We start from the raw sequence: 16,713 nt of genomic DNA, 5'->3' as shown, positions 1-16,713 counted from the left end.
GTCTATCACGTGGGCAGGTGCGTCGTTTATAAGTGGAGCGTTGGTGTGGTTGGTTTCTGTTTTATAAGGTGTGTTTGTTCGGTGAGTTGCGAGTGCTGCGCCGGTGAGGACCGCCTGCAAAGCCCCAGCCGGCTCCGGTCGAGGGGCTCGCTGCGCGCTTTTCAGGGCGTCTCTCCGCACAGCCCGACGCCCTGAAAAGTGCTTACGTCGCCCGTCGTCCCGGAGCCGGCTGCCCCTTTGAGCCCCACCCCGCACAGCACCGCAACTGCACCTCACACCTCCCCAGCCTCGCCGCTCGCTTCGCTCGCGGCGTCCCTCGCGCGCCGGCGAGCACCCGCTGGGCGCTCGCCGGGCGCGCCACCGTACCGCATCTCGTTTATAAGAGAAGCGTCGCCACCTCTCTCGAGTGTTTATATACTCTATCGCCGGCAGCGAACTGCAATACTCACTCCCAATATCACTCATCGAGGATTCTGTACTGTCCACAGGGGGAGATAAACACATCAGTCTGTGAGGATTTCAACAGAGCCGGGAATTTGGAATCGTGGCCACCGCCCTGGAGCGCGACCCTTTCGTAGCTCCGGGTCCGACTCGCGACCATGAGCTTCGAGGCCCTGCCGGACGGCTGGCGCGTGTGGAACGAGGAGCCCGAGGGCCGGACGATCCTCGTGTTCCGGCCCGACGTGTTCGACGGCGACGCGCTCCCGGCCGCGTGTATGCCGACCATCTACCTCACGAACGGGGCGCGCAACCAGCGCCCCGGTGCGGGCCAGTACGCCACCGACGAGTGGCACGTCGTCCTCTTTTTGGAACCCGAGATCGAGGCGCTCGCCGAGACGTACGACTCCCGGGACGCCGGCATCGACGGAGCCGTGGCGGCCGCCGAACGCTTCGCTCGCGGCGAGATCGACTACCGAGCCGCGTATCAGGTCCCCCGAGAGGAGTACTTCGAGGCGCTCGACGAGACAACCAGCTGAGCTGCCCCTCGCGAGAAGTATTGCACATTCGTGCATACACTAGCCTTTTGAGGGGACCCATCACGCACGAACACGAGGGTTTTTATCGGATCCGACCGGAACTCCGCTCATGCAACCCGGTGGGGACCACAGGGTAGACGGCGGCCACGGAACGACCGACACGCGCCCGTTCGACGACGGCGGGCTCGGCGACGAACCCCGCGAGAAGTGCGGGGTCGTCGGCGTTTCGCTGTCGGACCGTGCGGCCGCGCGGCCGCTGTACTACGCGCTGTACGCCCTCCAACATCGCGGTCAGGAGTCCGCGGGCATCGTCACGCACGACGGCTTCCAGCAGCACGGCCACGTCGAGCGCGGACTGGTGGGTGACGCGTTCACCGAGAGCGACCTGGAGGCGCTTTCGGGCTCGACCGGCATCGGTCACGTCCGCTACCCGACGGCGGGGAGTCTCGACAAGAGCTGTGCCCAGCCCTTTTCAGTGTCGTTCAAGTCCGGGTCGCTCGGGCTCTCACACAACGGTAACCTCGTCAACGCCGACGAGGTGCGCGCTGATCTGGAGTCGTCCGGCCACGCGTTCACCTCCGACGGCGACACCGAGGTGATCGCCCACGACCTCGCGCGCAACCTGTTAGAGGAGGACCTCGTCCGAGCGGTCAAACACACGATGAACCGGATCCACGGCTCCTACTCGCTGACGATCATGCACGACGACACCGTGCTCGGCGTGCGCGACCCCCTCGGCAACCGCCCGCTGTGTATCGGCGAGCTGGAGGACGGCTACGTGCTCGCCAGCGAGTCGGCGGCCATCGACACGCTCGACGGCGAGCTCGTCCGGGACGTGAAACCCGGCGAGCTGGTGGTGTTGGAGCCCGACGGCTCCGGCTACGACTCCTATCAGCTGGTCGAGACCGACAACTCCGCCCACTGCTTTTTCGAGCACGTCTACTTCGCCCGTCCCGACTCCGTAATCGACGAGAACCTCGTTTACGAGGTGCGCCGCGAGCTCGGCCGGCAGCTCTGGGCGGAGTCCGGCGTCGAAAGCGACGTGGTGATGCCCGTTCCCGACTCCGGCCGCGCCTTCGCCACCGGCTACGCCGAGGCAAGCGCCGAGACGACCGCGGACGGCGACGCCCGCCCCGACGACGAGAACGGCGTCGAGTTCGCCGAGGGGCTGATGAAGAACCGCTACGTCGGGCGGACGTTCATCATGCCGACGCAGGACGAGCGCGAGCGCGCCGTCCGGCTGAAGCTCAACCCGATCAAGTCCACCGTCGAGGGGAAAACCGTCACCATCATCGACGACTCCATCGTCCGCGGCACCACCTCCACGCAGCTCGTGGAGCTGGTGAAGGACGCCGGCGCCGAGGCGGTCCACCTCCGAATCGGCGCGCCGCCCATCCTCGCACCCTGCTACTTCGGCATCGACATGGCGACCCGCGAGGAGCTGATCGCCAGCGACCGCTCGACCGAGGAGATCCGCCAGGAAGTCGGCGCCGACTCCCTGTCGTACCTCTCGATCGACGCCGTGAGCGAGGCGCTCTCCGCGAGCCGAGCCGACCTCTGTCTCGGCTGTGTCACCGGCGAGTACCCCTTCGAGGTGGAGGGTGAAGCGACCGACCGGACGGTCGAGCGCCCGGATATCGCGGCGCCCGCGGACGACTGAGTCCGCCGGCGCTCTTTTTTTTTAACGTTCTTTGGGATAGCGCACGCCACGTCGACGATTTCGCAAACTGATTGGAGGGGAGCTTGGAACCATCCGAATGAACAATCACGCATAATGAACAGAAGTCAGACATTTTCTATATAGTTCTATTGTTCTATGCTGTGGTGAATTGTGGCTGTAGAGGGTGATATAGCAATCCGGTGTCCGAAATATATCTCATAGCATACTACTTATCCGTCGTTCGACCACACTCGGGTGATGGCACCCAGCCAGAACACGACGACGGGGATCACGCGACGAAACGCGCTGGCGACGATCGCCGGCGTTGGGGCGGTCGGCGTTGCGGGCTGTATGGGCGGCGGCGCGGACGGCGAGCTCTCCGGCACCATCGACGCGTCGGGGTCGAACACCGTCGCGCCGATCACCTCGTGGGCCGGCGAGAACTTCCAGGACGCGTATCCGGGCGTGACCGTCGACGTCGACCCGCAGGGGACCGGTGCCGGGTTCCAGGAGTTCTCCCGTGCGAACTCGGACATCCAGAGCGCAAGCCGCCTCATCACCGAAGAGGAGATCGCGATCGCTGAGGAGAACGACGTCGAGTACAGCCACTACACCGTCGGTCTCGACGGGCTCGCGGTCGTGAAGAACTCCGAGAACGAATTTGTGGACAACATCACGCTGGAGGAGCTCGACCGGATCTGGCAGTTCGAGTCCGACGTGGAACAATGGAGCGACGTCCGCTCGGAGTGGCCCGACCGCGACATCGCGCTACACGGCCGCGACTCCGCGTCCGGGACGTTCGACTACTTCACCCGCGAGATCACCGGCGGCGGCGAGGAGATCGGCAACGTCCGCGACGACTACTCCGCGACCAGCCAGACAAACGAGATCATGGGTGCGGTCGCCGACAACGTCGACGGGTTCGGCTTCGGCGGCGTCGGCTACCTACGCGCCATCGAGGACGAACAGGACATCGAGGCCGTCCCGGTCGAGAGCGACGTCGACGGCGACTTCTATCTTCCACGACAGGAGAACATCGAGAGCGGGCTCTACTCCCCGCTGGCGCGTCCGCTGTTCGTCTACGTCAACCACGCGACGCTGGCCGACGAGAAGACGGACCTCATCGGCTCGTTCATGCGGTTCTACTTCAACGACCAGCGCGACTACGCCCGCGACGAGGGGTTCTATGCGACGCCCGAAGAGCAGGCCGAAGAGAACCACGACGAGTTCGAGGCCGTCCTCGACGACCTCGGCGTCTCCCTCGACGAGATCACCGTCGACCGCGCCTGAGCCGACAGCGCGATGCACACGACCCACACCGATGAACACTGACAGACGCAATGAGCACTGACCCATTCCGATGAGCACGGACACCGACACGGAACTGGACATCACGGGCGGCGGCGGCACCGCGAGCGCCGACAACGCGGCGAACGCCCGAGCGCGGCGTGTGCTGTTCGGCTGCGCCGCGCTGACGGTCGCCACCACGCTCGCGATCTTCTTCGTGCTCGTCGACAACACCGCGAGCTACTTTTTCGGCGCGCGACTCTCCGAGATCCTCACCGGCGCCGCCACCGAGCGGACCGTCACGTTCACCGAGTTCTTCACCGGAACGCGCTGGGCGCCCGACCACGCGACGCCGGCCCACGGCGTCCTCCCCATCGTGTTCGGGACGCTCGCGGTCACGATCGGTGCGGCGTTCGTCTCGATCCCGGTTGGGACGGCGACGGCGACGTACCTCTCCGAGTACGCGTCCACGGGCGTTCGAGGCAAGCTCAAGCCGACGCTGGAGGTGCTCGCCGGCATTCCAACGATCGTGTACGGCTACTTCGCGATCGCCTTCATCAACCCGGTCGTCGTCGGTCCGTTTGCCGAGGCGCTGTTCGGCATCAACGTCGGCCGCTACAGTCTGATATCGGGGATGTTGGTCGTCGGGTTCATGACGATCCCGATGGTGTCGTCGATAAGCGAGGACGCGATGCAGGCGGTTCCCGACGACCTTCGGAACGGCGCCTACGCGCTCGGTGCGACGAAGTTCGACGTGTCGGTAAACGTCGTCGTTCCCGCGGCACTGTCGGGTATCCTCGCGTCGTACATCCTCGCGGTCTCACGGGCGATCGGCGAGACGATGGCCGTCTCGCTGGCGGCCGGCTACAACGCCAACATCACCGCCAACCCGTTCGACGAGATCATGACGATGACCGCGTACATGGTGTCGATGGCTCGCGGGACGAGCGCCGTCGGCACCGTCGAGTACAACAGCCTGTTCGCGGTCGGCTTCCTGCTGTTTTCGATGACGCTTGCGATGAACCTGCTCAACGACTGGTTTAAACGCCGCTTCCAGGAGGAGTACCGATGAGCCGAGACACGCGCTCCGACGGCGGCACCGTCACTGACCGCGGTGGAAACGACGGGTACGGCGATGACCTCTTTGCGGACGTCGACCTCCGCTGGGAGCACCTGAAAAACCGGCTGTTCCTCGCCGTCATCTTCGCGGCGTCGATGTTCGGCGTCGTCGTGCTCGGTCTGCTGTTGCTCGACGTGGCGACCGACTTCTACGTCGGTGTCACGGAGTTCAACATCGGGCTCGTCGACTTCCTGACGAACGACGGCTCGCGGCGGGCCGAGCGCGCGGGCTTCCGTGGCGCGATCGTCGCGTCCGCCATGCTGATGGTGTTGACTGCGGCGCTCGCCTTCTTCGTCGGCGTCGGGTCGGCGATCTACCTGGAGGAGTATGCGCCGGACAATCGGGTCACGCGGCTCATCGAGGCGAACCTCTCGAACCTCGCCGGCGTCCCCTCGATCGTCTACGGGCTGCTGGCGCTCGCGGCGGTCGTCAACGGGATCGGGATCGGCCCGATCCTGATCGCCGGCGCGGTCGCGCTCGGACTGCTCGTGATGCCGATCATCATCGTCTCCACGCAGGAGGCGCTGCGAGCGGTGCCGGACGGCGTCCGAAACGGCTCCTACGCGACGGGAGCGACGAAGTGGCAGACGATACGGGAGGTCGTCCTGCCGGCGGCGATACCGGGGATCATGACCGGCACCATCCTCGCGCTCGCGAGGGCGGTCGGCGAGACGGCCCCGCTGTTGATGGTGGGCGCGCTGTTCGTCAACCGGATGCCGCGCGGCCCGTTCGACCGGTTCAGCGGAATGCCCACCCAGATCTACGGCTGGGCGGCCGAGCCGAGCCAACACTTCATCCACCTCGCGGCGGTCGGGATCGTCGTGCTGCTCGTGGTCCTGCTCTCGATGAACGCGGTCGCGATCTACGTGCGGAACAAGTACGAGACGGAGGTCTAAGATGGCAACACAGGAATCACCGGATTCACCCGACACACAGGAGACGGACTCGCTGGTCACGACGGAGGTATCGAGCGACGGAACGGGGCGGGGAAGCCGCCCGGATGAGACGGTCGTCTCGTCGACGGGCCTGGACGTGTTCTACGGCGAGGAACGTGCGTTACAGGACGTGTCGATCGAGATACCCGAGCACAAGGTGACGGCGATCATCGGTCCCTCGGGCTGCGGGAAGTCGACGTTCCTCCGGTGTATCAACCGGATGAACGACCAGATCGACGTCTGCCGGGTCGACGGCGACCTCCACTTCCACGGGAAGAACGTGTACGATGGCGACGTGGACCCGGTGGCGCTCCGCCGGAAGGTCGGCATGGTGTTCCAGAAACCGAACCCGTTCCCAAAGTCCATCTACGACAACGTGGCGTACGGGCTGAAGATCCAGGGGTACGACGGCGATATCGACGCTCGCGTCGAGGAGGCACTCAAAGGGGCCGCCCTCTGGGACGAGGTGAAGGATCAACTGGACTCGTCGGGACTCGATCTCTCGGGCGGGCAACAGCAGCGGCTCTGTATCGCCCGCGCCATCGCGCCGGATCCGGAGGTGATCCTGATGGACGAGCCGACGAGTGCGCTCGACCCCGTGGCGGCCTCGAAGATCGAGGACCTGATCGACACGCTCGTCGATCAGTACACGGTGGTCATCGTCACCCACAACATGCAGCAGGCGGCCCGTATTTCCGATAAGACGGCCGTCTTCCTCACTGGCGGCAAGCTCGTGGAGTTCGACGACACGGCGGAGATCTTCGAGAACCCGGACGACGACCGGGTCGAGGACTACATCACGGGGAAGTTCGGATAATGCCCCGCGAGAACTACCAGAAGCGGCTCGACGCCTTGCGCGACGACGTTGTCGAGATGGGCGATCTCGTCCTCGACCGCTACGACGATGCGCTGACGGCGGCCGAAACCGGCGACGCCGCGTTGGCCGAGGCGGTCGTGACGGGCGACCACGAGGTGAACGAACGCTATCTGGCGCTCGAAGACGAGTGTACGGACCTGATCGCCCTACAGCAGCCGGTCGCCGGCGACCTCCGCTTCATCGCGGCGTCGTTCAAGGTGATAACCGACCTCGAACGGGTCGCCGACCTCGCGACCAACGTCGCCGGCTACGGCCACCCCGAGCACGGAGGCGTCCACGACGCCGTCGACCTCCGAGCACTCGGAACGGCGGCCGGCGAGATGGTCACCGACGCGGTGGCCGCCTACGAGAGCGCCGATCCCGAGGTGTGCCGCGAGGTCGCCGCCCGCGACGACGAGCTCGACGAGCGCTGTTCGGCCGCTACCGAGGCCGTCGTCCGGGACCTGCTGGCTGACGAGGCCAACTGGACCGCCGGCGACGCGGAGCTCGAAGCAACGCTCGACGAGGTCTCCCGGTCCCTGCTGGCGGTTCGCGACATCGAACGCGTGGGCGACCACGCGGTGAACGTCGCCGCCCGCACCCTCTACATGGTTGAGAACGACGACGAGCTGATCTACTGAGATGGCGCCGAACCCCTCCGACGACTCGGTTGAACGCAAGATCCAGCTGACTGGCGGGACGACCTACACGGTCTCGCTGCCCAAATCGTGGGCTCGCGACCAGTCGCTCTCGGCCGGCAGTCGTCTCCAGCTCCACCCCCGCGGGGACCGCCTGCTGCTCACCCAGTCCGAAGCTGACGACGACGGCCGCCGAACCACGTCCGTCTCGGCCGGGCGATACGCGCCCGACGAGCTCGCACAGCTCGTCGCCGCGTCGTACGTCGCCGGCGCGGATGCCGTCCGGATCGACGGCGTGACCGATACGGAAACTGCCGCCGCGGTGCGGGAGGCTGCAAACGGGTTGATCGGCGTCGCGGTCGACGCCGAATCGGAGCGCGAGACCGTGGTTCGGACCATGCTCGACGCGACGGACCTCTCGGCGCGACAGACGCTCGCGCAGATGGAGTCGCTCGCGCTCTCGATGCACGCGGACGCCGTCGACGCCGTCCTTGCGGCCGACGCCGAGGCAGGAGAGCGGGTCGCCGCGCGAGACGACACGGTCGACCGGCTGTTCGGCCTCGTCGCCCGCGAGTTCCAGCGGTCGCTCGTGGACGTGCGGGTTGACGGCGCCGGCGACGGGCTCACCACGTTCGACCACTACGCTGCCGCCCGGCAGATCGAGCGCGTCGCGGACCACGCCGAGCGGATCGGCGGCGTCGCCGGCCTCCTTGACGACGAGCCGCCGGCGGATGTTGCGGAGACGCTCTCGTCGACGGCGAACGACGCACGGACGATCGTTCGGCGGGCGCTTTCCGAGACGCTCGGTGATCGGGACCCGCCGGCGCTGACGGCAATCGTCGCGGACGGCGAGAGGGTCGTCGACGAAGCACAGGAGACCGACCGTGAGCTGTACGAGCGCGACTTGGACGACGGCTACGCGCTCGCAACCGTGCTCGACAGCGTAGTGCGTACCGCCGAGTATGGCGTTAACGTGGCCGAAGGCGGACTGCAGGCGGCGCTCCGTGAGTCGGGGTCGCCGGCGATATCCGCACCGTCCGGACCGAGCGAATAATGCCGAGCGGGAACCAAAACGACCCAAACGACGACATGTCCGACACCAACACCACACCGGCTGACGGGAGCACCGAGGGGACGAACACCGACACGACGGAGGGCACGACCGACGAGAGCCGTCGGACCACCTTCGCGTTCGTCTGCGTGCGCAACGCTGGGCGCTCGCAGATGGCGACCGCGTTCGCCGAGCGCGAGCGCGCCGCGCGCGGACTGGAAAAGACCGTCGAGATTCTCACTGGCGGCATCGCGCCCGCCGACGAGGTTCACCAGGTCGTCGTGGAGGCGCTTGCGGAGGTCGACCTCGACGTGAACGGCCGGACGCCGCAGTCCATCTCCGATGAGGTGCTCGCCGAGTGTGATGTCGTGGCGACGATGGGCTGTTCGACGCTGGCGCTGCCGGATCGCGTGGAGGCCGTCGACTGGGCGCTTGAGGACCCCGGCGAGCGCCCCATCGAGGAGGTCCGCGAGATCCGCGACGAGGTCGAACGCCGGGTTATCGCGCTGTTCGACGAGCGCTTCGGAACGCGGGAGGAAGCCGGCGCACGGAAAGGCGAGGCGGCCGTCGGTGCGGAGGCGGACGAGCCGGGCGCCAAGTAGCAGCGTCTCCGACGGGCGTGGCGTCGTCGTCCCTTTTCAGGCTACTCCTCCGGGAACCCCTCCACGATCTCGACGCCCGAGGAGGCGCCGATGCGCACGGCGCCCGCCTCGAACATCGCCATCGCCTCCTCGTAGGAGCCGACGCCGCCGGAGGCTTTCACGGGGAGATACTCGCTCATTAGCTCCACATCCGGGATCGTGGCGCCGCCGTCCGCGAACCCGGTCGACGTTTTCACCATGTCCGCGTCCGCGGCGACGGCGGCCTCACAGGCGCGGTGTTTCTCCTCGTCGGTGAGCAGCGCCGTCTCGATGATCACCTTCACCGGAATCGGGACGGCGGCGACGACCTCCGCGATGTCGGCGGCGACGGCGTCGTCCTCGCCCGCCTTCAGGCGCCCGACGTTGACCACGAAGTCGATCTCGTCGGCGCCGTCGTTCCAGGCGTTGACGGCCTCGTCGTGTTTCGACTCCGTGGAGTGCTGGCCGTGGGGGAAGCCGACGACCGTCGCGACCGTGGCGTTCGTGTAGTCGGTCGCCTCCTGGACGTAGCAGGGCGGGATACAGACGTTCATCCCGTATTCGTCCGCGTCGTCGAGCACGGCGCGGACGTCGCTCCAGGTGGTCTCCGGGCCGAGCACGGTGTGGTCGATGCTGGCGGCGAACTCGTCGCGGTTCATGACCGGGAGGTCGACGGGAGGACTCAAAGGCGTACTGACTCGCGGGTCGGCAGCCGTCGACCGCGAACGGTTGGATTCAAGTCCGCCGCCGGGATATTCGAGACCATGCAAGCCGGAGACCGCGTCCGCGTCGACGACGGGGACGTCACGAACGAGGGCGTGCTGCTCCCCTCGACGACGAGCGACCACCTCGTGGTCAAGCTCGAGGGCGGGTACAACGTCGGGATCGACCGCGAGGACGCCGACGTCGAGGTGCTGGAGTCGGGCGTCCGTGACGTGGGCGAGGAGGGCGACGGTGGGGACGAGGAGGTCGCCGGCGAGGCCTCCGAGATCACCTTCGACCCGGAGCTACCGACGATCTCGCTCATCTCGACGGGCGGCACCATCGCCTCGACGGTCGACTACCGGACCGGCGCCGTCACGGCGCAGTTCGACGCCGAGGACGTGCTCCGGGCCGTCCCCGACCTCGCCGGCCGGGCGAACTACCGCGGGCGGGTCGTCGCCAACATCCTCTCGGAGAACATGGAGCCGCCGATCTGGCAGGACCTTGCCGAGGCCGTCCGCGAGGAGGTCGCCGCGGGCGCCGACGGCGTCGTCGTGATGCACGGGACGGACACGATGCAGTACTCCGCCTCCGCGCTCTCCTTTATGTTGGACTCGCCCGTCCCGATCGTGTTCACGGGGAGCCAGCGCTCGGCTGACCGCCCCTCCTCGGACAACGTGATGAACGCCGTCTGTGCCGTGGAGGCCGCGAAGGCCGACCACGCGGAGACGCTCGTCTGCATGCACGCGACCCCCTCCGACGACGCCTGCGCGCTCCACCGCGGCACGCGCGTGCGCAAGAACCACACCTCCCGCCGTGACGCCTTCGAGACGGTCGGCGCGAAACCGCTGGGACTCGTCGACTACGAAACCGCCAGCGAGGACGGCGCGGACGGCGAGGCCGCCGAGACGGCGATCACGTGGAACCGCGAGCCCGCCCCGCGCGGGGACGCCGACGAGGGCGTGACTGCCCACCCCGACCTCGCAGGTGACGTGGAGCTGGTGAAGTTCACCCCCGGGATGGACCCGGCCGCGTGGGACTACCTCGACGGGAAGGACGGCGTCGTGATCGAGGGCACCGGGCTCGGACACGTCCACACCGACTTGATCCCCCGGATCGAGGAGCTTGTCGAGAACGGGACGACCGTCGTCATGACCAGCCAGTGCCTGGAAGGGCGCGTCTGTGACCGGGTGTACGACACCGGGCGGGACCTGCTCGACGCCGGCGTCGTGGAGGCCGGCGACACCCTCCCCGGTACCGCGAAGGTGAAGCTGATGTGGGCGCTGGCGAACGCCGACAACGCCGCCGACGCGATGCGGCGGAATCTCGCCGGCGAGCTCACCGAGGAGTCCCAGCCCTGGCGATGACGGGAGACAGCCCTGACCGGATAGACGACCCCGACCGGACGGACGACCCCTCCGTCGCGACGGTACGGCAGGCCAAACCGGGCGACGCCGTGGCGGTCGCCACCTTCACCCAGGACACGTGGGGAGAGCGGCACGACGACTACATCCCGCGCGTGTTCGACGACTGGATCGCCTCCGACGACGAGAGCCAGCGAACGTTCGTGGCAACGCTCCCGCCCGCGGCGCTCGACGACCCGCATCCAGATGCCGTGGTGACCGGCAACGGCGAGGGTGCCGCCGCGGCCGGCGATGAGGAGGTCGTCGTCGGCTGCGTGCAGGGCGTCCTGCTCACCGAGTGGGAGTCGTGGGCACAGGGTATCCGCGTGGATCCGACCGCCCGCGGTGCCAGCGCCGGCACCGTGCTGACGAACGCGGTGCTTGAGTGGGCGCGCGACGCCGGCGCGACCGTCTGCCGGAACATGGTGTTCTCGTGGAACGTCGCCGGGCTCGGCCAGTCGCGCGCGGTCGGCTTCGACCCGGCGACGGAGTTCCGGTTCGCCCGGCCCACTCCCGACCCGGAGGCGGTCGCCCGCGGTGACGCCATCGAGATCGCCGCCCCCAACCCGAACGCAGCCCGATCGTTCTGGGCCACCAGCGACGCCCGCGACCATCTTGGGGGACTCGCACTCGACCCCGGCGAGGGGTGGGCCTGCTCGGAGCTGACCGCCGACCGGATCGCCGACGCGGCGGACGAGGGCCGGCTGGTGGGCGTCCGCGACGCCGACGGCTTCGCCGGCTTTGCGCTGCGCACTCGCGTCTCCGAGCGGGACGGCGAGGACGGCGTCGAACACCATGCCGTCTACGGCGCCGCCGCCTGGCGCGATGCCGAAGCCGCGGGCGAGCTGCTTGCGGCGGTGTCGCGAGACGCCGCCAAAGAAGGCGCCGACGTGGTTCGCGTGCTGATCCCGGAGACGGCCGCTCACGTGAGCGACGTGGCCGCGAACCGCGTTGAGGTCTCCGGCGAGCCGGACTTCGTGTTGTGTGCGGACCTCACGGACCCCGCGGTCGGCAGCAGCCGGTAGCTGGTCGCCGGTAGCTGGCCGTTGCGGCCCTAGGGCGAACCGCCATCCCTTTTTCAGTCGCCGGCGTGTGTCCGCCATGGACCCGGTGTTCCTCCAGCTCGACACGCTCCGTTCCGTGCTCTACTACGGAGCGGTATACGGGATCGTCGTCGCCGTCGCGGCGTGGATCTACCGGGACGCCAAGCGCCGCGGCAGCGACCGCGCGCTCCTCTGGTTCCTCGCCACGCTCGTGTTCACCATTCTCCCCGTGCTGTTGTACATGTTCCTCCACCGAGATGTGGGACCAGCCGTCGGCCCCGCTACGGGAGAGGCCGATGGTGAGAACGAGGCTGGCGAGGAGCCCGACGGGCGGAACGGCTGACTGCGACGGCGTCCGGGACGACGGCGTCCGGGGCGACGGCGTCCGGGGCGACGGCGTCCGGGGCGACGGCGTCCGACGCACCGATCGTCGCCGCGACAGCAGCGGTGCGCTTACTCGTCCGGGAGCACGACGACGGGGAACGGCCCACCCTTGGTGAGCTTCGAGCGAACGTTTCCGGAGAGGAACTCCGTAATCCGGCTCCCGCCGCGTGGCTGGAACGCGATCGAGGTGGCGTCGTGTTCGCGGGCTGCCGCTCGGATCCCCTCCACGACATCGGTGTCGTAGTGGATGGCCGTCTCGACGGCGACGCCGTCATCGGCCGCGAGCCGCTGGAACAGGTTGAACGCCTCCGTGACCGCTTCTTCACGCTGCTCGACGCCAGCCTTGTCGATGCCGCCGCCGGCCTTCTCGACGACGTAGATGAGCACCGGATTCGCGTCTGCGTCGAGATACTCGGCAATCGCCTCGTAGGTGTCCTTGGCGTCCTCCTTGCTTGCGATCGGCACGAGCGGGCGTGCCATGAGGTCGGTCATACACCGCCCTTTGCCGTCCGGGGGTTTATTGGTTTCCGCCGCGCGCGGCGACGACCGTGTGCCGGGCAGCCGCTCAGACCTGCGTGACCCACGCGCGATAGTCGTCGTCGAGCTCGTACACCTCGCGGAAGGCACGCTCGATGAAGCCGCCGACGCGGTTGGCATCCGACCGTGCGGTGACGACGGCGTTCGTCCCCTCCGCCTCCTCGGGGCTCACCAGCTCGTCGATGCGGAACTCCGGAAACTCGTTTAAGAGCGCTTTCAGCCGGTCCAGTTCCTCGTCCGTACAGTCCAGCACGACCTCCGTCCCCGCGAGCTGGATCCACGGCGGCACGTCGCCGCCGTCGGTGCGGTCACTGTCGGGGTCGACGTCGACGGTCATCACCGCACTCGACCGTTCGCGATGGGCGGTCGCCGCGTCCGCGTACAGCTTCAGCCGCTCCGTCTCCTCGGCGGCGTCGAAACGGGTCATACTCGGTGGTTGTACGCGCCGCTTCTTAAACGGGTCGTGAACGAGGCGTCGTGAAGGGGAAGTCGATGTCGGCGGGCGGCGGCGGTCCGGCTGTTTAAGTGGTTAGCTGCAGGCGTTCGATACAGCGCTGCATTCCCTCGCGGTCGTCGTAGCTCATCAACTTCATTCCGGTGTCACAGACGTACTGGCCGTCGGTTTTGCGGAGCGCGACGTCCATCTCGACTCCGAGCACGCCGACGGTGACGATGACTCGCCGGCCCTCATCGAGTCTGTCGAGCACTTCCTCCGACCGAAATTCCTTGCGTGACACACGGATTGGCTGTTGGCTCATGGGGAGGGGGACTATTCGAGAACATTGACCGAAATGGCATATAAAGATTTGGGGTATGGGCATGACACGCACACGACTCCCGCACGGATAATGGGGTGGTCATCGATCGGTCTCTTGTTATGGCCACTGACAACGTGACCCAAACGACGGAGGAGGGAGCGACGAACACGATCGTGGCGGGCATCGGCGGCGGGCTCGTCGGCGGCGTCGCCTTCGGCGCGATGATGACGATGATGATGCCGATGATCATGGAGGGGGCGATCCCCGGGATGTACGGGCTCGCCGGCGGGCTCGGGGTCGGGTGGGCGATCCACCTGTTCCACTCGGCGGTGCTCGGCGCCGTCTTCGCCGGCATCGTCGCCGCGAAGCCGGACCTTGCCGACTCGACGGGGAAGCTTGTCGGCGTCGGCGTCGCCTACGGCGTCGTGCTCTGGGTCGTGCTCGCGACGTTCGTGATGCCCGCGTGGGTCGGCGCGATGACCCCGATGGCGCCGCCCGTCCCCGACGTGAACCCGATGAGCCTCGTCGGTCACGTGGTGTACGGCGCGCTCCTCGCCGGCGTGTTCGCCGCGGTCGCCGACCGCTAAGCGGCGCGTTCGGTGCGGCTCCGGTTTTTTGAGGACATCTCGCCGTGCTCGGCGCGGATGCTGGCCTCCTTACGAGTGAAAATGGAGGAGTGCCTCGCTATCCGGTCGAGAGTGCAGCAGAAAGTGGGTTGGGGCGGATTTGAACCGCCGGCCTCCTCCATGTCAAGGAGGTGTCATAACCGAACTAGACTACCAACCCGAGTGGGGCTTCCTTGACGCATTTCATCGTATCCCGGGGATACAATTGAAGCTTTCGTTTCGCCCTCCGGCGGGGCGATTCCGTCAGCGACAAGTACGACCGACGTACTGCCGGCGGTCGGTTCGCTGGACGGTCCGGACGCCGCCGTTCCAACGTCGGCGACGGCGCTGCGCGCGAGCGGCCATCCGCCGAAACTCCCGTTCGAAACCGCGTACCATCCGGGTCCACGGTGGTTCGGCCACGACCGCCGGATTCGGACTCGTCGATCCATGTTAAAATAATGCCACGGGGAGCGTAAACCCGGCTGCGATTGCCGGTTGACTTGATTATAAATTATCATGATAGATGATCGGGTGTGTATGTCTAACACAGATCCGGATCCCACGGCCATTCAGCGATTCGGTCAGGGAATGTCGCAGCGTGTCGAGCGGTGGATGCCGAGTCCGTTCCTGTTCGCGATCATCCTGACGTACGTCGCCGCCGTGGCGGCGTTCCTCTCCGAGGGCGCCGGCGCGGTCGAGATCGCGACCTCGTGGTACGGCGGCTTCTGGGACCTGCTCGAGTTCGCGATGCAGATGGTCCTGATCCTCGTGACGGCGTTCGTCGTCGCGTATCATCCGTGGGTCAAATCCGGCATCGACCGGCTGATCCGGGTTCCCAACAACGGGACGCAGGCGGTGCTGCTCGTCGGCGGAGTCGCCATGGTCACCGGCTGGATCTCGTGGGGACTCGGCCTGATCGTCGGCGCGATCTTCGCCCGGGAGATGGGCGAGCTCGCCGACCGGAAGGGGATGGCGGTCCACTATCCTCTGCTGTGTGTCGCCGGCTATCTCGGCATGAGCCTCACGTGGGGGTGGGGGATGTCGAGCTCGGCGGCGCTGCTGCAAGCGACCGAGGGGAACATCTTCATGGAGCAGGGAGTCGTCGACGGCGTCATCGGCGCCACGCAGACGATCTTCCACCCGTACGCGCTAACGCTTACCGTGGTCAGTCTCGTGTACGCGCTGATCCTCCTGTACCTGCTCAACCCGCCGGAGGAGAACCGCTTCGGCATCAGCCGCTACGTCGACATCGACGGCGGCGACGAGGAGCTCGTCGAGAAGCAGGACCTCGACACCGGCAAGGCGGTCGACGAGGAGCCCGACGTGGTGGCCGACGGCGGTCACCCGGACGACGTGGCCGCCGACGGCGGCGACAACCCGCGGGACGACGACGGATCCGACCCCGCCGACAAGATCAACAACAGCAAGGTTCTCGGGGGTATCATCGCCCTGACGGGTATCGGACTCACGATCAACGCGTTCATGACGCAGGGGCTGGACGCGCTGGACCTCAACGTGCTCAACTTCGGGTTTATCGCCGTCGGGCTCGCGCTGTACACCAGTCCGATCGACTACCTCGAGGAGTTCTACGACGCCGTCGAGTCGAGCGCCGGCATCATCCTGCAGTTTCCCTTCTACGCGGGGATCATCGGGATCATGACGGGCACGGGACTCGTCGACACGATCACGGAGTTCCTGTTGTCCATCGCGACGCCGGCGACGTACCCGGTCATCGCGTGGATCACGGCCGGCGTGCTCAACGTCTTCGTGCCGTCCGCCGGCGGCGAGTGGACGATCATCGGCGGCCCGATGATGGAGGCCGGTCAGGAGCTCGGCGTCGAGAACGGCCAGACGATCATGGCGTACGCGGTGGGTGACGCTCACACCAACCTGATCCAGCCGTTCTGGGCCATTCCGCTGCTCGCGATCACGGGGATGCGTGCCCGTGACATGTTCGGCTACGCGATCACGATGATGATCCTGCTCACGCCGTACCTCGCGGTCATCCTCTACGTGCTGCCGTACGAGATGTTCTGAGGTTCGCGGATCCCGACCGGGCCGGCTGGTGCCGCCGCGTTCCGCGGGGCCCGCCGATTTCCGAACGTCTCGCCCCGACCCAACCAGCTAACACGAC

Annotated in this window: 18 protein-coding genes and 1 tRNA gene; 14 read left to right on the top strand and 5 right to left on the bottom strand. The window is 67.1% G+C overall.

All coding sequences use genetic code 11. The features are described from left to right. Positions 1–599 precede the first annotated feature (599 nt). The 9 genes from ACYQ07_RS13610 (at position 600) to ACYQ07_RS13570 (ending at position 9,126) form a co-directional block, all read left to right on the top strand. Positions 600–977: a DUF5820 family protein gene (locus ACYQ07_RS13610; protein WP_459882501.1), complete on the top strand. Its 378-nt coding sequence runs from the start codon at positions 600–602 to the stop codon at positions 975–977. Positions 978–1,086: 109 nt separating this feature from the next. After that, positions 1,087–2,637, top strand: a complete 1,551-nt coding sequence (purF, locus tag ACYQ07_RS13605; RefSeq protein ID WP_459882498.1) for an amidophosphoribosyltransferase — start codon at positions 1,087–1,089, stop codon at positions 2,635–2,637. A 258-nt stretch (positions 2,638–2,895) separates the two neighbouring features. Further along, a complete protein-coding gene (locus ACYQ07_RS13600) occupies positions 2,896–3,927 on the top strand; it encodes a substrate-binding domain-containing protein (protein ID WP_459882496.1) in 1,032 nt (343 codons plus the stop codon). Between the two features lie 70 nt (positions 3,928–3,997). After that, the gene (gene pstC / locus ACYQ07_RS13595) at positions 3,998–4,996 is read left to right on the top strand and encodes a phosphate ABC transporter permease subunit PstC (protein WP_459882493.1); all 999 of its coding nucleotides are present in this window, start codon (positions 3,998–4,000) and stop codon (positions 4,994–4,996) included. Next, entirely contained in the window at positions 4,993–5,940 is a 948-nt protein-coding gene (pstA, locus tag ACYQ07_RS13590; protein WP_459882492.1) for a phosphate ABC transporter permease PstA, read from the top strand. Before pstC ends, pstA begins: the two co-directional genes overlap by 4 nt. A 1-nt stretch (position 5,941) precedes the next feature. Then, entirely contained in the window at positions 5,942–6,796 is an 855-nt protein-coding gene (gene pstB, locus ACYQ07_RS13585) for a phosphate ABC transporter ATP-binding protein PstB (RefSeq protein WP_459882490.1), read from the top strand. Next, a complete protein-coding gene (phoU, locus tag ACYQ07_RS13580) occupies positions 6,796–7,476 on the top strand; it encodes a phosphate signaling complex protein PhoU (protein WP_459882488.1) in 681 nt (226 codons plus the stop codon). The genes pstB and phoU overlap by 1 nt, the downstream gene beginning before the upstream one ends. 1 nt (position 7,477) lies before the next feature. After that, positions 7,478–8,527, top strand: coding sequence for a PhoU domain-containing protein (locus ACYQ07_RS13575; protein ID WP_459882487.1), 1,050 nt, complete (start codon positions 7,478–7,480; stop codon positions 8,525–8,527). A 35-nt stretch (positions 8,528–8,562) separates the two neighbouring features. Further along, a complete protein-coding gene (locus ACYQ07_RS13570; protein ID WP_459883060.1) occupies positions 8,563–9,126 on the top strand; it encodes an arsenate-mycothiol transferase ArsC in 564 nt (187 codons plus the stop codon). Between the two features lie 41 nt (positions 9,127–9,167). On the opposite strand, the gene deoC is transcribed toward ACYQ07_RS13570, so the two are convergent. Continuing rightward, positions 9,168–9,803 carry a deoxyribose-phosphate aldolase gene (gene deoC, locus ACYQ07_RS13565; RefSeq protein WP_459882485.1) on the bottom strand — a complete coding sequence of 212 codons (636 nt, stop codon included), beginning with the start codon at positions 9,801–9,803 and terminating at the stop codon, positions 9,168–9,170. A 105-nt stretch (positions 9,804–9,908) separates the two neighbouring features. On the opposite strand from deoC, the gene gatD reads away from it, so the two are divergent. The 3 genes from gatD to ACYQ07_RS13550 all read left to right on the top strand — a co-directional run bounded on the left by gatD (position 9,909) and on the right by ACYQ07_RS13550 (position 12,635). Next, entirely contained in the window at positions 9,909–11,213 is a 1,305-nt protein-coding gene (gene gatD / locus ACYQ07_RS13560; RefSeq protein WP_459882482.1) for a Glu-tRNA(Gln) amidotransferase subunit GatD, read from the top strand. After that, the gene (locus ACYQ07_RS13555) at positions 11,210–12,274 is read left to right on the top strand and encodes a GNAT family N-acetyltransferase (protein ID WP_459882479.1); all 1,065 of its coding nucleotides are present in this window, start codon (positions 11,210–11,212) and stop codon (positions 12,272–12,274) included. The genes gatD and ACYQ07_RS13555 overlap by 4 nt, the downstream gene beginning before the upstream one ends. 76 nt (positions 12,275–12,350) lie before the next feature. Beyond that, positions 12,351–12,635 (top strand): hypothetical protein, encoded by a 285-nt coding sequence (locus ACYQ07_RS13550; protein ID WP_459882478.1) that lies wholly within the window; start codon positions 12,351–12,353, stop codon positions 12,633–12,635. A gap of 110 nt (positions 12,636–12,745) precedes the next feature. On the opposite strand, the gene ACYQ07_RS13545 is transcribed toward ACYQ07_RS13550, so the two are convergent. The 3 genes from ACYQ07_RS13545 to ACYQ07_RS13535 all read right to left on the bottom strand — a co-directional run bounded on the left by ACYQ07_RS13545 (position 12,746) and on the right by ACYQ07_RS13535 (position 13,971). Then, positions 12,746–13,168, bottom strand: a complete 423-nt coding sequence (locus ACYQ07_RS13545) for a universal stress protein (protein ID WP_459882475.1) — start codon at positions 13,166–13,168, stop codon at positions 12,746–12,748. 73 nt (positions 13,169–13,241) lie between these two features. Next, positions 13,242–13,640 (bottom strand): DUF7975 family protein, encoded by a 399-nt coding sequence (locus ACYQ07_RS13540; RefSeq protein WP_459882474.1) that lies wholly within the window; start codon positions 13,638–13,640, stop codon positions 13,242–13,244. Positions 13,641–13,734: 94 nt separating this feature from the next. Continuing rightward, positions 13,735–13,971, bottom strand: coding sequence for a DUF8001 family protein (locus ACYQ07_RS13535; RefSeq protein WP_459882471.1), 237 nt, complete (start codon positions 13,969–13,971; stop codon positions 13,735–13,737). 119 nt (positions 13,972–14,090) lie between these two features. On the opposite strand from ACYQ07_RS13535, the gene ACYQ07_RS13530 reads away from it, so the two are divergent. Beyond that, positions 14,091–14,558, top strand: a complete 468-nt coding sequence (locus ACYQ07_RS13530; RefSeq protein WP_459882470.1) for a histidine kinase — start codon at positions 14,091–14,093, stop codon at positions 14,556–14,558. 124 nt (positions 14,559–14,682) lie between these two features. Here the strand turns inward: ACYQ07_RS13530 and ACYQ07_RS13525 are convergent. Continuing rightward, a tRNA-Val gene (locus tag ACYQ07_RS13525) sits at positions 14,683–14,757 on the bottom strand. 359 nt (positions 14,758–15,116) lie between these two features. Here ACYQ07_RS13525 and ACYQ07_RS13520 point away from each other — a divergent pair. Then, positions 15,117–16,616 carry a short-chain fatty acid transporter gene (locus ACYQ07_RS13520; protein ID WP_459882468.1) on the top strand — a complete coding sequence of 500 codons (1,500 nt, stop codon included), beginning with the start codon at positions 15,117–15,119 and terminating at the stop codon, positions 16,614–16,616. The last annotated feature ends 97 nt before the right edge of the window (positions 16,617–16,713 follow it).

The sequence above is a fragment of the Halorubrum gandharaense genome (assembly GCF_054654575.1).
This window is presented reverse-complemented; position numbering and strand designations above follow the sequence as displayed.

What these genes read in the sequence shown, in the direction of transcription:
- ACYQ07_RS13610 (WP_459882501.1), top strand. Translation starts at nt 600, where the DNA reads ATGAGCTTCGAGGCCCTGCCGGACGGCTGGCGCGTGTGGAACGAGGAG.
- purF (WP_459882498.1), top strand. Translation starts at nt 1,087, where the DNA reads ATGCAACCCGGTGGGGACCACAGGGTAGACGGCGGCCACGGAACGACC.
- ACYQ07_RS13600 (WP_459882496.1), top strand. Translation starts at nt 2,896, where the DNA reads ATGGCACCCAGCCAGAACACGACGACGGGGATCACGCGACGAAACGCG.
- pstC (WP_459882493.1), top strand. Translation starts at nt 3,998, where the DNA reads ATGAGCACGGACACCGACACGGAACTGGACATCACGGGCGGCGGCGGC.
- pstA (WP_459882492.1), top strand. Translation starts at nt 4,993, where the DNA reads ATGAGCCGAGACACGCGCTCCGACGGCGGCACCGTCACTGACCGCGGT.
- pstB (WP_459882490.1), top strand. Translation starts at nt 5,942, where the DNA reads ATGGCAACACAGGAATCACCGGATTCACCCGACACACAGGAGACGGAC.
- phoU (WP_459882488.1), top strand. Translation starts at nt 6,796, where the DNA reads ATGCCCCGCGAGAACTACCAGAAGCGGCTCGACGCCTTGCGCGACGAC.
- ACYQ07_RS13575 (WP_459882487.1), top strand. Translation starts at nt 7,478, where the DNA reads ATGGCGCCGAACCCCTCCGACGACTCGGTTGAACGCAAGATCCAGCTG.
- ACYQ07_RS13570 (WP_459883060.1), top strand. Translation starts at nt 8,563, where the DNA reads ATGTCCGACACCAACACCACACCGGCTGACGGGAGCACCGAGGGGACG.
- deoC (WP_459882485.1), bottom strand. Translation starts at nt 9,803, where the DNA reads ATGAACCGCGACGAGTTCGCCGCCAGCATCGACCACACCGTGCTCGGC.
- gatD (WP_459882482.1), top strand. Translation starts at nt 9,909, where the DNA reads ATGCAAGCCGGAGACCGCGTCCGCGTCGACGACGGGGACGTCACGAAC.
- ACYQ07_RS13555 (WP_459882479.1), top strand. Translation starts at nt 11,210, where the DNA reads ATGACGGGAGACAGCCCTGACCGGATAGACGACCCCGACCGGACGGAC.
- ACYQ07_RS13550 (WP_459882478.1), top strand. Translation starts at nt 12,351, where the DNA reads ATGGACCCGGTGTTCCTCCAGCTCGACACGCTCCGTTCCGTGCTCTAC.
- ACYQ07_RS13545 (WP_459882475.1), bottom strand. Translation starts at nt 13,168, where the DNA reads ATGACCGACCTCATGGCACGCCCGCTCGTGCCGATCGCAAGCAAGGAG.
- ACYQ07_RS13540 (WP_459882474.1), bottom strand. Translation starts at nt 13,640, where the DNA reads ATGACCCGTTTCGACGCCGCCGAGGAGACGGAGCGGCTGAAGCTGTAC.
- ACYQ07_RS13535 (WP_459882471.1), bottom strand. Translation starts at nt 13,971, where the DNA reads ATGAGCCAACAGCCAATCCGTGTGTCACGCAAGGAATTTCGGTCGGAG.
- ACYQ07_RS13530 (WP_459882470.1), top strand. Translation starts at nt 14,091, where the DNA reads ATGGCCACTGACAACGTGACCCAAACGACGGAGGAGGGAGCGACGAAC.
- ACYQ07_RS13520 (WP_459882468.1), top strand. Translation starts at nt 15,117, where the DNA reads ATGTCTAACACAGATCCGGATCCCACGGCCATTCAGCGATTCGGTCAG.